The 13,583-nt window shown below is 29.4% G+C and carries 13 protein-coding genes and 3 pseudogenes; 3 read left to right on the top strand and 13 right to left on the bottom strand.

The features are described 5' to 3' along the window. Nucleotides 1–110: 110 nt before the first annotated feature. The 6 genes from AB5M32_RS13310 to AB5M32_RS13285 form a co-directional block, all read right to left on the bottom strand. Entirely contained in the window at nt 111–1,505 is a 1,395-nt protein-coding gene (locus tag AB5M32_RS13310; protein WP_368024515.1) for a glutamate decarboxylase, read from the bottom strand. A gap of 30 nt (nt 1,506–1,535) precedes the next feature. After that, the gene (locus tag AB5M32_RS13305; protein ID WP_368024514.1) at nt 1,536–2,948 is read right to left on the bottom strand and encodes an amino acid permease; all 1,413 of its coding nucleotides are present in this window, start codon (nt 2,946–2,948) and stop codon (nt 1,536–1,538) included. Between the two features lie 988 nt (nt 2,949–3,936). Next, the gene (locus tag AB5M32_RS13300) at nt 3,937–4,185 is read right to left on the bottom strand and encodes a hypothetical protein (protein WP_128436438.1); all 249 of its coding nucleotides are present in this window, start codon (nt 4,183–4,185) and stop codon (nt 3,937–3,939) included. Nucleotides 4,186–4,263: 78 nt separating this feature from the next. Then, nucleotides 4,264–4,485 carry a 50S ribosomal protein L22 gene (locus tag AB5M32_RS13295; RefSeq protein ID WP_081115483.1) on the bottom strand — a complete coding sequence of 74 codons (222 nt, stop codon included), beginning with the start codon at nt 4,483–4,485 and terminating at the stop codon, nt 4,264–4,266. A gap of 145 nt (nt 4,486–4,630) precedes the next feature. Next, complete coding sequence (locus tag AB5M32_RS13290; RefSeq protein WP_179130733.1) at nt 4,631–5,200, bottom strand: recombinase family protein; 570 nt, start codon at nt 5,198–5,200, stop codon at nt 4,631–4,633. Between the two features lie 208 nt (nt 5,201–5,408). Continuing rightward, a complete protein-coding gene (locus AB5M32_RS13285; RefSeq protein ID WP_368024513.1) occupies nt 5,409–6,047 on the bottom strand; it encodes an immunoglobulin-like domain-containing protein in 639 nt (212 codons plus the stop codon). A 414-nt stretch (nt 6,048–6,461) separates the two neighbouring features. On the opposite strand from AB5M32_RS13285, the pseudogene AB5M32_RS13280 reads away from it, so the two are divergent. Then, nucleotides 6,462–6,990, top strand: a pseudogene (locus AB5M32_RS13280) (transposase); the annotation flags it as partial. 42 nt (nt 6,991–7,032) lie between these two features. Here the strand turns inward: AB5M32_RS13280 and AB5M32_RS13275 are convergent. The 3 genes from AB5M32_RS13275 to AB5M32_RS13265 all read right to left on the bottom strand — a co-directional run bounded on the left by AB5M32_RS13275 (nt 7,033) and on the right by AB5M32_RS13265 (nt 9,209). Beyond that, nucleotides 7,033–7,221 (bottom strand): hypothetical protein, encoded by a 189-nt coding sequence (locus AB5M32_RS13275; protein WP_081115480.1) that lies wholly within the window; start codon nt 7,219–7,221, stop codon nt 7,033–7,035. A gap of 551 nt (nt 7,222–7,772) precedes the next feature. Next, nucleotides 7,773–8,474: a nicotinamide riboside transporter PnuC gene (gene pnuC / locus AB5M32_RS13270; RefSeq protein ID WP_368024512.1), complete on the bottom strand. Its 702-nt coding sequence runs from the start codon at nt 8,472–8,474 to the stop codon at nt 7,773–7,775. 12 nt (nt 8,475–8,486) lie between these two features. Further along, on the bottom strand, nt 8,487–9,209 hold the full coding sequence (locus tag AB5M32_RS13265) for a nucleoside phosphorylase (RefSeq protein WP_081115478.1): 723 nt from the start codon (nt 9,207–9,209) through the stop codon (nt 8,487–8,489). A gap of 121 nt (nt 9,210–9,330) precedes the next feature. On the opposite strand from AB5M32_RS13265, the gene AB5M32_RS13260 reads away from it, so the two are divergent. Next, nucleotides 9,331–9,588, top strand: a complete 258-nt coding sequence (locus AB5M32_RS13260) for an ATP-binding protein (protein ID WP_368024511.1) — start codon at nt 9,331–9,333, stop codon at nt 9,586–9,588. Nucleotides 9,589–11,263: 1,675 nt separating this feature from the next. Then, nucleotides 11,264–11,775: pseudogene (locus AB5M32_RS13255) on the top strand (ISL3 family transposase); the annotation flags it as partial. Here the strand turns inward: AB5M32_RS13255 and AB5M32_RS13250 are convergent. The 4 genes and pseudogenes from AB5M32_RS13250 to AB5M32_RS13235 all read right to left on the bottom strand — a co-directional run. Continuing rightward, nucleotides 11,776–12,163: pseudogene (locus AB5M32_RS13250) on the bottom strand (ParB N-terminal domain-containing protein); the annotation flags it as partial. Further along, on the bottom strand, nt 12,160–12,300 hold the full coding sequence (locus AB5M32_RS13245; protein ID WP_337247786.1) for a DUF3440 domain-containing protein: 141 nt from the start codon (nt 12,298–12,300) through the stop codon (nt 12,160–12,162). The pseudogene AB5M32_RS13250 and the gene AB5M32_RS13245, both read right to left, overlap by 4 nt. Nucleotides 12,301–12,515: 215 nt before the next feature. Further along, on the bottom strand, nt 12,516–12,854 hold the full coding sequence (locus AB5M32_RS13240) for a type II toxin-antitoxin system PemK/MazF family toxin (protein WP_081115477.1): 339 nt from the start codon (nt 12,852–12,854) through the stop codon (nt 12,516–12,518). After that, entirely contained in the window at nt 12,847–13,074 is a 228-nt protein-coding gene (locus AB5M32_RS13235; protein WP_081115476.1) for a hypothetical protein, read from the bottom strand. The genes AB5M32_RS13240 and AB5M32_RS13235 overlap by 8 nt, the downstream gene beginning before the upstream one ends. Nucleotides 13,075–13,583 lie beyond the last annotated feature (509 nt).

Here is a 13,583-nt window from a genome sequence, read left to right as displayed (position 1 = left end):
GTATTTCCTCAAAAAAAGCACCCCTCTAAATTAGATTTTTAATCTAACTTTTGGGGTGCACTTCACTTAAACAATTTGAAGGAGGTAAATAATTACTTATCTGTTGAAATTTAGTGGGAAAATCCATAAGTAATATCAGGGGATTCTTTCCGTATAGATCTTTGATTTAAGTGATCAATGCCAGTCTTCATATCTTGAATTAAATCTATGGCCATTTGCATACTTAAGTCTGCTCGACAAACAAAACGTTGGATATTAATATTTGATAGATTATCAGGTAACGGATAAGTAGGGACTTGCCACCCCTTCATTGCAAATTGATCGGTTAGATCATATAAATTCCAAGAGATAGAAACATCTTTCTTCAATTTATAGCAAATAATTGGTAATTGTGAACCATCATTATAAATATCAAAATAACCCATTTTATCAATTTCTTTTGCTAAATATTTTGCTACATCACTGGTTTTTTTATGAATTGATCGATAACCCTCAAACCCATTACGGACAAATGTGTAATATTGTCCTATTATCTGACTTGCACTTCTTGAGAAATTAATTGCCATTGTTGGCATTTCTCCTCCAAGATAACTAACTTTGAAGACTAATTCCTCTGGTAAAAAATCTTTTTCTTTCCAGATAACCCAACCAACACCAGGATATACCAATCCATATTTGTGTCCAGAAGTGCTAATTGAACGTACATTTTTCAAACGGAAATCCCATTCAAGTTCTGGTTCCATAAATGGTACAAATAATCCACCACTGGCAGCATCTACATGAATATATACCTTGTAATCAGTCTGTTTATTATATTCCTCTATTTTTTTATCTAATGCCTTTATATCGTCATATTTTCCTGTATAAGTGATTCCTAAGATACCTACTACGCCAATCGTATATTCATCAAAATAATCGGTTACAGTGTCTATATTGATACTCCCGTGTTCTTCATCAATCGGGATTGTGCGCATTTCAATATCCCAATAAACACAGAATTTTTCCCAAACGACTTGATATGCAGAAGAAATTACTAAGTTAGGTTTTTGTTTATTGATATCTAAACCAAGTTTTTTTACACGATTACGCCATGCAAATTTTAATGCTAATCCCCCCAACATACAAGCTTCACTTGAACCTACAGTCGAGGTACCTATAAAATCAGATTCATCTGGAACATTCCATAAGTCAGCAATGATGTTAACACAACGATTTTCGATCTCTGCTGTACGTGGATATTCAGTTTTATCTATTGCATTTTTGTCCAATGTTTCACACATGATTTTTGCAGCTTCTGGTTCCATGTATGTTTGACAAAATGTAGCGAGATTTTGTCTTGACACACCTTCATCAATTAATTGATCTTTTACCAATTGATAAGCATCTCGAGGAATCAGCGAGCCTTTTGGCAGTTTATACATAGGAATCGCTTCGTCCATCGCTTCATTTCCGAAAATAGGTTCCAAATATTGTGCTTCATGTCTATTTTTTTTACTGAATAACATTTTTCTCTCCTCCTAAAAAGCACTGATTTCTTAGATTTTTCTGTTATTTCCTTTTTCATCAAATGTTTTATAAATCCCAAAAGGGATAACTAAAATAATTAACCAGCTAATAATTAAGATGGCTAAATACGTTCCTCCTTTACCATAACCGATATCGTTAGGTGGAAAAAACGATATAAAGAATGCAAAAACTGAAACAAGTAACCCTATAATTGCCACACCAATTTTTACTTTCTTTCCACCAGGAATTTGGTATGATCTTGCTAAATCTTCCTTTTCTTTCACTAATTTGATGTAAGAAATAAATAAAAGAACATAAGCTACAAGATAAATACATACTGTCAAAGCCATTGCAACAAAGAACGAAAGATTAGCTCCCCCTCCTCCTAGTGTTAGTACAACTGCCCAGATAGAAACGATTATTCCTTGAATTAATACGATATTGGTCGGTACATTATATTTATTAACTTTTGCCATTTGTTTTGGTAGCAGTCCATTTTTAGCTGCTTCAAGCATAGCAGTCGATGGGCCAACCACCCATGTGGCAATTTCAGCAACAACACCTAAACAAATAATGACTGCAATGATACGAATAAGAGTTTCTCCTCCACCAAAATGATGAATTAAATAAGAATAAGCTTGAATTACTCCTGTATCTAGTGATAACTGATCTTGTGGGATTGTTGCAGCAACTGTAGCACCACCCAATGTATCTAAAATAATTGTCAAAATTACTAATATCAAAATAGCCTTAGGATAATTTTTTCCAGGATTATCCATATCTTTCACATGACTGGCAGACGATTCAACCCCTGCATATGCTAAAATAAATGAAACAAAGACCACTAATGTATTTATTTTAGTAAAATCTGGAATCCAAGCATCCGCACTAAAAGAGACTTTTACTGGATTTCCTTGCGCAATATAGAGAATACTTAAAGTGAAAAGAAGGACTCCAGTCGCTAATATTCCGACAAAAAATCCTATTTTTGCAATTTTAGCGGTATTTTTTGTCCCAGTAAATTGTGATATTGTGATCAACCAAAAAATTATTAATGTACCGATTAATTTCAACCAAATATTTGTATTTAAAGCAGGCCAATTAAGTGCGTAAGATAGTGCCCCTATAATAAAGTAAATCATTGTAATGAAACCTACTGTAATTTGAAACCATTGAAAGAAAATAGCAGCAAATCCCCATTTTCTACCTAAAGTTTTTGATACCCACGTATAAAGACCTCCTTTTTCCCATCCTTCTACAGTAGCCATTTCCGCAGAACAAAGCGCCACAGGAATAAACCAAAGAAAGCCACCAACTAGTAAATAAAAAACTAGATTCATCTTTGATGTCGCAAATGTCGGATACTCATAAACTGTCATGACCATTGAGGCAGTTATAGCAAAAAAGCTCATCAAAGATAGTTTTTTTGTACTTCTATCCATTTTTTTTCCTCCTTATTATTTATTTAATAAACTCATAAATACGAAATTCTAATTTTTTTCGTCATTATGAAGTCTTCAAACAAGGTTGCAATTACTCGCATTCTGTATTTCCCTTTCTTAGATATTATTGTGTTTGCTAAAAAGAAAGCGGTATCATTATTATCGGAAATAAATAACTAATTTTAGATATCATTAAGTTATCTTACTTAACGAGTAAATAATTATTTTAGAAAAAACAATTTATATATCAAATACGAAAAAAAGTAGTAAAAAATTTTTTTTACTTAGCAAAAAAGTAATACTTAATTTTTTATATGTAGATAAAAATAATACATGTTATATTTTTACGATTTAAGAATACTCCGATAAATAAAGATAGTCAAATAAAAAATATATTACCTAATTTGTTTTTTATTGTTAATTGTATAACTTGAACTAATTTTTAAAATGAGAAAATCCAATAGATTTATTACAAAAGAAATTTTTATATACATTATCTAAAGTTAGTTAGATATTAACCATGAAAAGACTATATACTTCTTTTCTTTCAAAAATGGAAAATTATTTTATGTAAGTGTTGGCAGTATCGTTTTTAAAATAATCCTTTTTTATTTCTTCGTAATCTCTTATTCTATTATCGATCTCAAATTGTAGTCCTTACGAAAACAACCAAAATACTAAAAAAAATCGTCTTTTTTTCATTAGTAAAAATCAGAATTTTTATACTTTTAATTGTTTCGTAAGGACAATTTATTTCCTTAATTTTTGAATATATTTATTAATGATATCAAATTAGTACGCCACTCATTGATAATAGATCAATCATTTATTTCCCAAAAAATGGTTTTACATAATTAATTAGATGATATTGGTAGAAAGTCAAAAACAAAAAGTATTTAACTTAATTTCTTCACTTTATAATTTAAATTCATTGAACAATGTTTAAACAAAATAAAAGTTATTCAATGTTTCAAGAAAACATAAAATTTTATCTTTGTAAAATCTTTCTTATAATGCGGATAACTAAAGAAATAGTTGGAATAATCATCAAGTCCATTACTATATACCAAAAGTCCATTACTACATTTTCCCACGTAATCGGAACAAATACACCTACTAATAAAATCATAGCAAGAATAAACAAATTAAAGATGAATGCAGACAAAAACTCCTTCATACTAACATTTGCAGTATAATTAAAACTTCTTTTCCAATAATCCATATATGCTTGAATCATTATTTTATCCCCTTTTAAATTATTAAAATTAAAAATATTTAAATATTAACATATAAAAAATGTCTAAAAACAATCAAATTACAAACTAGTATAATTATTTAAGTCTTTTTTGGGATCACATAGCGGAAACGTATATCCCTCTATTTTGAATTTTCTTTTTGAAATTAAATATCGCTCAATTCCATATTCCGTTTTATTTTCAATAATAAAAGTATTTTTTCGAAAACGAACTACTTTTCCTGTGCAATATTTTTTATTCACATCAATTGTTGAAAGTTCCATGCCTTCTTGAATCAACATATATTTCTCACCTGATTTTTATTTATTAAAATTGTTATTTCTATAGATATTCATAATTTGCAGATTTGAAAATAACTGGATATATCTTTGTTGTTTTTCATAATAAGAAATAATTTGTTCGAGATAATGTCTTTGTACTTATTTTTTATTCCTTCATTTTATTTAAGTAACGATAAATTGTTGTACGAGAAACATTCCAACGTTCTGCAATCGTCTTAATAGGCGTACCACTATCCACTAAAGTCTTCAGTAATTCCAAATCCTGAGAGGTCAATTTTTCAGGACGTCCACCAAACCTTCCTCTTGCGCGTGCGGCAGCACGTCCAGCTGCTGATCGTTCCAAGATCAAATTACGTTCAAATTCTGCAAATGCCGCGAATAAGTGAAACATAAGTTGACCAGTCGAACTGGATTTATCCATCGTGATATTTTCTTGAAGACTATGAAAACTTACACCACGTTCATTCAAGCGATTCACAATCAAAATCAAATCTTCCATATTCCTTCCTAATCGATCTAAACGCCAAACGACAAGTGTATCTCCAGAACGAACAAAATCGATGGCCATTTCCAATCCTGGTCGATTACTTTTTGCCCCACTCATATGATCGGTAAAAATTTTCTCACAACCAAATTTATTTAAACTATCTTCTTGTAAATCTAAATTTTGTAATCCAGTAGATACTCGCGCATATCCTATTTTCAAAAAAATCACCCCTAACTAAAATCTATTGTAACATAACTTTATTTATATGGTTTAAATGAACATAGATTTTGTTATGGGTTTATGAACAAAAAATGAATTCATTTTTTGAAAAATAAAGGTAAAAAATAAAGTGTTCAGAAATGGGTCATTTTATGGACACTTTACATATATGATATTATCATCCAGATACAATAAAGATACTCTTTAATCAGAAGGATTAATTAACTTTAACATTAATTACGGTTCTAATGTTACCGTTACTGTCATATCCGACAACTTCCACTTTGTCTTTATTTTTTGTTATTTTATCTTTTGCGAATAATGAAAAACCTTCTTGTCCATCACTATTCAAAGTTGTTTCTTTTTTTCTAACGACTTTGTTATTAACTCTTAAGGCTACTGTATCAATTCCCCCTTGATTAGTACCAGAAATATATGAATCTCCCAAATGATAATTCTGTGAAGTATTCATTTCATAAGCGTCATGCAATTTAGAGAGAACCTCACATTTTTTTGTTGTAACAATTTGACCTGTATTCGAAATTCCTTCTACTTCAAATACTTTTGTTTTAGAATCTAAACCTAGGAAAGATGTACGTACTTTAAACTTACCATTGGATACATTGACTGAGACTTTCTCTACCCCATCAACAATAAATTTTACTTGAGAAATACCTGTTCCAACACCTTCAACATAAGGATCGGTCCAAAAAATTTTTTTAACATTTAACTGATAAGCCTGTACCTCTGACACATTAGCCGTATCTGCAATACTGTCTCCATGTACAATAACCTCTGAGGAACATCCTATACTGAATAATATACTTGAACTGACTAAAATATTTCTTAACTTCATTTTATAATAAATCCTTTCAACATTATATAATTGACATATGGTATTTTGTTGCAATAGAACAATTATTTTTTATGATAGTCATCCCTGAACCATCATTATGTTATCCTTCCCCTTCCTTTAATAATGTTATATATTAAAAGAATATTCTTTCAAATTGTATCAATACTATTTTAATATATATATATATATTAAAATATGTAATTTTATTTTTACAAATAATCATAAAAAAATAAATATAAACAATTCAATACTATATATATCTGTTTTAAAAATAATATTTCTTTGTTTTTCTTTAAATGAGGAGTGATTTCTTCTGGAATTAACTAAAATTTTTTATCTGTCATTTTATGGACACTTATTTTGAGATAAAAAGATACTTCGAATATGATTCTAGTTTTGAATAGTAACAAAATTATAGGAAGAACTTTTTTAAACCACCGAGTGAAGGAACCCAAGTCACGACTTAAAAGTGCTTCTCAATACCAATATGGACTTGGTAAAAAAATGAAACGTTATTGGAAACTCCTACAAAAAGAAGAGGCAAAGTTGAACGATGAAAAACAGGTTTGGCGTGCCAGTTTTAAAGATTATTTAACTGAAAGAGAGATTGTCGATCGACTGATAGCCACTTGTCCCAACCTGCGACAAGGCTATCAGTTATACCAAGATTTTCTTTATGCAGTAAAGAAAAGAGAGCATTCACTATTTGAGGACTGTTTATCCAGAGAAGTCAGCCAGCTACCTGAAACTTATGCGACAACTTTGCGAACATTTAAAAAGTTTCTGCCACAGATTCAAAATGCTCTCCGCTACAGTTATTCAAACGGACCACTCGAATGTTTAAACAACCATATTAAAACGCAATGCTTATGGGGTTCGAAATTTTTATAATTTCAAACGACGAATCATGATTCGACACGGTAAAACTATTTTAACCAAATAAAAAGAACAGAAAGAAGTTTTTCTTCTTTCTGCCCAAATTATTCTAAGATTTCTCTTTACCAACATCATTTGACAAAGAGCCTGTATTATAAGAATGTATTAAATAAGGGTGTTCTAAAAGTCTGGAAATTTTTTGCACTTCAGCAACGATTTCCGGATGCGTTAACCATTCTGGATCATTTGTTAATTGACAAATTTTCTTGCGCAAAATGATTTTTGAATTTTGTTCCATAAGATCACTTCTTGAAATAAAAATTGTGAACTACTCGCCACTTAGCTAAACCTGATTGTTCTTAATGCTTGAAGTGGGAAGTTCTTGGGAAAAGAGCATACTTGCTAGCTTATCTTTTCACTTGCAGAGTTTTCTCTTATTGACCAAGCTAATTCTCGTAGTTCCTACGCTTCTCTCGGTCAAAATGCAAACTACAACATAATGCTATGACAGACTTAGTTCTGTTCTCACTCTAATCACAATCATTGTTACACCTGCATCATCATGAATGACTTCACATTTTACTTGTGGTGCTAGTTCAATATCTTTCAATCGGACGTTTTCAGACTGAAATTACACAATTGAGCTTGGAATCAAAAAAATTATATCATTTACTTTTTCGATTTCCGATTTACTAACACCGAACAATATTCATCCCTACTTATAAGGGATGAATGCCTAAATATGTTAAAATAGTCGGAGAAAATTCATTTATTTGGAAAATAAAGATATATTTTGATTTTATAGAGAGTTTTAGTACATTGACAAGTAATTTTATTCTTTTTTAACATTTACTTTCGACTGTTTTCTGCCCATACTTTTGTAGCATAAATAGAATTAAATAATAATGCTGCTTGTAAAGCCACTTGAGATAAATTAGCACCCAAAGTACCTATAGCTGTATCTCCATTTAAAATTTGTATAGTTAAAACACTCCAATAAATAAGATTGGCCAAGTTTACTATAATCCATAGAGACCAATTCTCTCTATATTTAAGTATATAAAGAATTTGCGCAATAAAGCTCAATACAAAATTTATTGAATCAAAATAAGGTAATTGACCATTTACTTGACTTAAAATAAACCATCCCATTAACCAAGCAATAAATGCACCAAAGAATATTAATTGGCGCATTTTATTTGAAAATTGATGAACTGATTCATCATTTCCCCACATAAACCAACCAATTGGTTGAGAAATAACATAAATAATATCCATTGAAAAAGAACCATATGCATGGCTAATCCATGCTATGTAAGTCATTGCAATGCATTGAATTGTACCAAAAATAAATGCTACTCTTCTTCCTTTCATTCCATATACTAAGGACATGATCCCAGTTACACCAGATAACATTCCAACCAAACTATCAGGAGCAATTGCATAAACTAATAATTGAAGAGTAATCAGTACTAAACAATAAATGACTTCAAATTTTTTCCAATCCAAAAATAATTGATTATATAACCACGAATGAGAATTATTCTGCATTACTTTTCACCTCTAAATAAATGAATCACTCAAAATGTCTAAAGCTAATTTTATAGCTTCTTTCTCACCTTTTATCATTTGTCTATCCTGGTCTACAAAGTTATTAACTCCCTCTCTAAGATCATTTTTGTAAGGAACAACATTCGTTAATATCGACAAGGTTTCGATATTTCTTTGACGACCAACTATAAATAAAATTCCTGATTCCATGTCAGCGGCGATAATCCCTTTAGAAGTCCAAAAATCTTCACATTGTTCATTATCATCCATATAAAAACCGTCGTGAGATCTTACAATTCCATAATTTGCATTAGGTTTATATTTATATGCAGAAGCAAGCAAATTAAATGATGGGACTGCAGGATAAATACTTGGAATATATTTCTTTGATAGTCCATCATCCCTTACAACTCCCTCAGCAATAATTATACTTCCTAGATCAATATTAGGTTGCATAGCTCCTGCAGAACCTACTCTAATAATTTTTTTAATGCCAATATTATTTAACTCTTCAATTGCGATAGCAGTAGAAGGAGCTCCGATCCCTGTGGAAAGAACTAGTATTTTTTTATTTTGGTAAATTCCTATAGATGATTTATACTCTCGATTGTAAGTTAAAAATTGGAAATTACTCATCATAGTTAATATTAAATCAACTCTAGCAGGATCTCCTACAATAATGGCACTATCAACATCTATATCAGAATTTAGACGAATATGGGGTTGAACATTCATAAACTAATCCTCCTAAAACAAAAAAAGAAAACGTTTTAGTCATTTTTACTATAATCGTTTTCGTTTGTCAATAATATTTTTATTACCAAAATTCATTTTATCTACTTGTTTAAGATATAGTATGAAGGAATTGGATGATATTCGTATAAAGAAAGTAAGACGTTTTGATCAGATTTTTACAACGAATATTCCTTTGTTTCCATGGGCTGAAATCTTTCAAGATAAAAACTTAACAAATGCACTCATCGATCAATTAGTGTACCACGCTAAGATTACTAAAATTAATGGAAAGTCTTATCAGATTAAAGATTATAAAGAAAAAAATTGTCGTATAGGTAACCTTGTTATTTGTGGGCTAAAAACCTACATTTTTGAATGACCATTAACTTTTCATTCATGATTGGTAAATAAGAGACACCATTGCTAGTGAAAAAATAAGCTATCAAGTATGCTGTTTTCCCAAAAATATCTCATTTAAAGTTTTAAAAACCGATAAGTTTAGCTAAGTAGTGAGTAGGTCACTTTCTAGAGTGATTCTAAAGAAATACACTAGACAAATAATAATTTACGGAAGTATTTATTATGGCATTGACAAAGCATGAAAAAAATGACCTAAAGTTGAAGAAATAGTTAAAACATCTAGAATGTCTACAGATGAGTCGCAGATTTTACTAGAAAAACAAAAGAAAGATTGAACAGCAAAAGATCGAAAAACAATACAAACAGATCCTGATATTAAAAGTCTAATAGAAATATTTAGTAATTTTGATGGAACAAAGGAATATGAAACAGTTTACCAAATGGCAAAATTTTATTTAAAAAATAATTATGATGAACATGTACAACAAATTATTACAAATATTCAAGATGCTAAATTTATCAATTAACTCGTAAAAATAGAAAAGGGGAATAAGAGATTAATCCCTTATTCTCCTTCTTACAGAGTTTAAAAATTTGAGATATTGGAAGAGAAATGAATTGTCAATTATAAATAAAATTCATATATAAGTTTTGGGAAATGGTCAATAAGTATATAGAATTATTTATAATGACAATTATACTTTATGAAAAAAAGACTTTAAATTTCAGCCTTATAAGCTATTGGTTTGAATAATTATCTAAATCTTTTTTTCAATTTAATTTTAGAATTATTCTGATTAAATGCACTTTCTTTTTTTCTTATTATTGTTTATTTTTTAAACTATCATAACTGTTATTCAATAAATAATCCCGATTTCCTAATCAATAGTATAAAAAAAATCATAAATTATATATGTTTACTAAAAATAAAAAAATATGTAATGATTTTTTTATTTATAATAGAATCAAGTTAGGTGATTAAAGATAGAGAGAGATTTTTAAATAAATTGTTATTGTCTCCTTGAATATTTTTGATTTACATTGTTTGCTGATTCTATTACCTAACTTAAACACCCACCATCATAGTTACCTCTTAGTTTAAAATATCTATACTAAGAGGTGCTATGAGTTTATAGTGGAAAGAATAATTGAATGAACTATGAAGTTTATTCTTTTTCTAAAGTTATCAGGAATAATTATAGAAACTTCTCTAATATATGCTTCTGAAAATTTATATTTTCTAAGTTGTATTGTATTATTCTAATATTAACATCGTAGTAAGTATTGTTATCAATAATTTTCCTACATATTTGAATCTATTAAATAAAAAAGATTAAGATAATAATTTTAAAACTTATAAAAAATGCGAATTTTAGATAAATAAGTCCCCCTATTTATTTATAATTCCTCCTGAGAAAAATTCAGGAGGCTTTTTCTATGTTTTTAATAAGATTAACATAAATATGTATATTAAAATACTTGCCTACCTATATATTTTGAATGATAAGTATTTATAGAAAATACTTGTAAAATCAATTACTCAATCGGTAGAAACAATTTCTACAGAAAAATAATAAACTATTTAAATATATCCATTTAAATAGTTTCTATACTTTTGGATGTAAAAATATAGAAAAGATACTCTGAAATCCTTTACAATTAATTTGGCGAACCAATTCATAAAAGGATTCAAGATATCTTATACTCAGCTTATCAATGATAACCTAAATATTATAGACTTAAATATCTATTTCGAGGAAAATTGTTTAACCAAAGAAAAATATAATGGGCAAATTTGTTTGATTTACAAAGATACTCTCTAATACACGCCAGAAGAATGTCCGCATTGTCTTTGTGTCGTCCCCTCTAAGATCATTCATTGGGGGACGGCAACCATCCTGTTGTTACTTAATGAATTCTTTGAGTATCGGGCCTATATGGGAGTTAAAGAAACAACGATTCAAATGAAAGTCCTGCCAGATTGCCTTCGTAGAGATATCTCTGTCGCTAAGAAACACTGTTTATTAGTCAAAAAGTTCGTTGATCTATCGTTACTCACTTAAATGAGATGATAAAGGAAATCACTAGTTAGAAAAATATTTCCATTTCTTCGGTTTATCGTGTCATGAAGAGATTCTACCGCCCATCGAACCCTTTCAACCAGACTTTGCCTAATGTCTTATGCTTTGATGAATTTAAATCGGTTATCACTTAATCCTGACTCTACTAGCATCTGCACAATTTCAATGGAATATTTACCTCTAGCACTATTGTATCGAATGGTACTGATAATTCTTTCAGTTATTAGTTTATCAATGATAACTACAGATAAATGATTCTCTTCTCTTTTCGCAATTTCAGGAGATTTCTTTCATTACTAAATAACCATTATAACCATCTACAATCTCATAATAATCTTTTTCTTTCACATAATAACAAACAAACGGCATTGTATATCCATCTACTAAAATAGATTGTTCTAATAATTTTAACTCCTTAGGCGCTACTTTATTTGGATTATAATCATTAATTCGAATTTTACTAATTGGAATTCTATAAACCTTATAAACAGGATTTAAAAATCTTTCATCTATTTCCATAGAACCATTGTCTCTCTTTTTTTGTAATTCATCTCTAGTTTGAGAAAAACCCATATAGCAACAAAAGTATCATTTTTTAAGATAGTAATACACATTCTTTTATAAGATAGAACCAATCGAAAGTGTTTAATTGATACATCATCTGGACAATCATAAAATTTAATTTTATGATTGTCTGTTTTTTGAAGAATGAAATTTTTTCAAGTAAATATTTCTAGTTTCCTTTGACAATATATGCTGTCCAAATATCTTCAATCTTCCAATCCTATAATGGATAAAAATTAAAAATATTATGATACACTCTAAAAATATATTGTATCGAGCCAAATTCAGTTTTTATCAATCATCAAAAATCAATTTCTAGTGAATAATCTAAGATTTGTTTCACTAATAAAAAGTCTTCTCCTCTTAATCGATCGATAAACTCTTTACTCACAATTCGATCAGTATCGAAACTATGAATTTGTGTCGCATTCACTCTCCCATGTATTTTATATCCATGCAATGGAATATAACCAGAAAAATCATTTCCGCCTGAAGTAATTGGACACACAATAATATAATTTGTTTTTCGATTATACGCATTGGAAGAAACAACCAGTGCTGGGTGTTTCCCCCTCATCTCTCTCCCAAAAGAAGGCGTAAAATTCAACCATATGAGATCACCTTGTTGCGGTTCATACATCCTTTTCTATCTCCTCCTGAGCTAAAAATTGCCATTCCTCATCTTCAGCCTTTTGAAAAGCTTCATCTGACAAAAATGGATTTTTTATTTTTGGCGTAAAAATCAATCCACCATTTTTTGATTTATAGGTGACATACTCTGTTCCTGCTTCAACTTTATATTGTTTTGGAATTGAAATAGAGATTGAATTGCCAACTTTTCTGGCTGTTACATTAATCATTTTACATTCCCCCTCTTCACAACGAATCTTACCATGTAAAACATAATTTAACAACGTATATATTCTTAAAATGATTGGAATTATCTTCTAAAAAATATACCAATTGGTTGATCAATTCGTTGTAAAGATTCCAGTATATCTTGGTATTTTAACTTTTCTATCCTTGTTTGATCCCATAAACATAAATGACTATCCAGCCTTGATAAAACAATTTGTGCTTCTGTTACTTTCCCATCAGCTAAAAGTTCATTTTTTACGTAGTTTAAGTATCGGTGTAAAAAATCTTGTAGTAGCTCATTTTTTTCATAATATTTTTTTCATTTCTGTTCCCTCTTTTTTAGTATTCAATGTACATGAAGTTGTTCATAGCGAAAATTATCAATTTTATATTGGCCATCTTCTTCAACCAGTTGAACAACAAATAGGACTTCGTTTTTTACACCACGACTATCTTCTTCACCCAATAATGCATATTGCTTTTCATTATCGGTATCTTGAAACACTTTGAC

It is taken from the genome of Enterococcus sp. C57, from assembly GCF_040887305.1.
Lineage (GTDB): Bacteria > Bacillota > Bacilli > Lactobacillales > Enterococcaceae > Enterococcus_B > Enterococcus_B hirae.
Note: the sequence above shows the minus strand (reverse complement) of the source record. Positions and strands in the feature narration are given on the sequence as shown.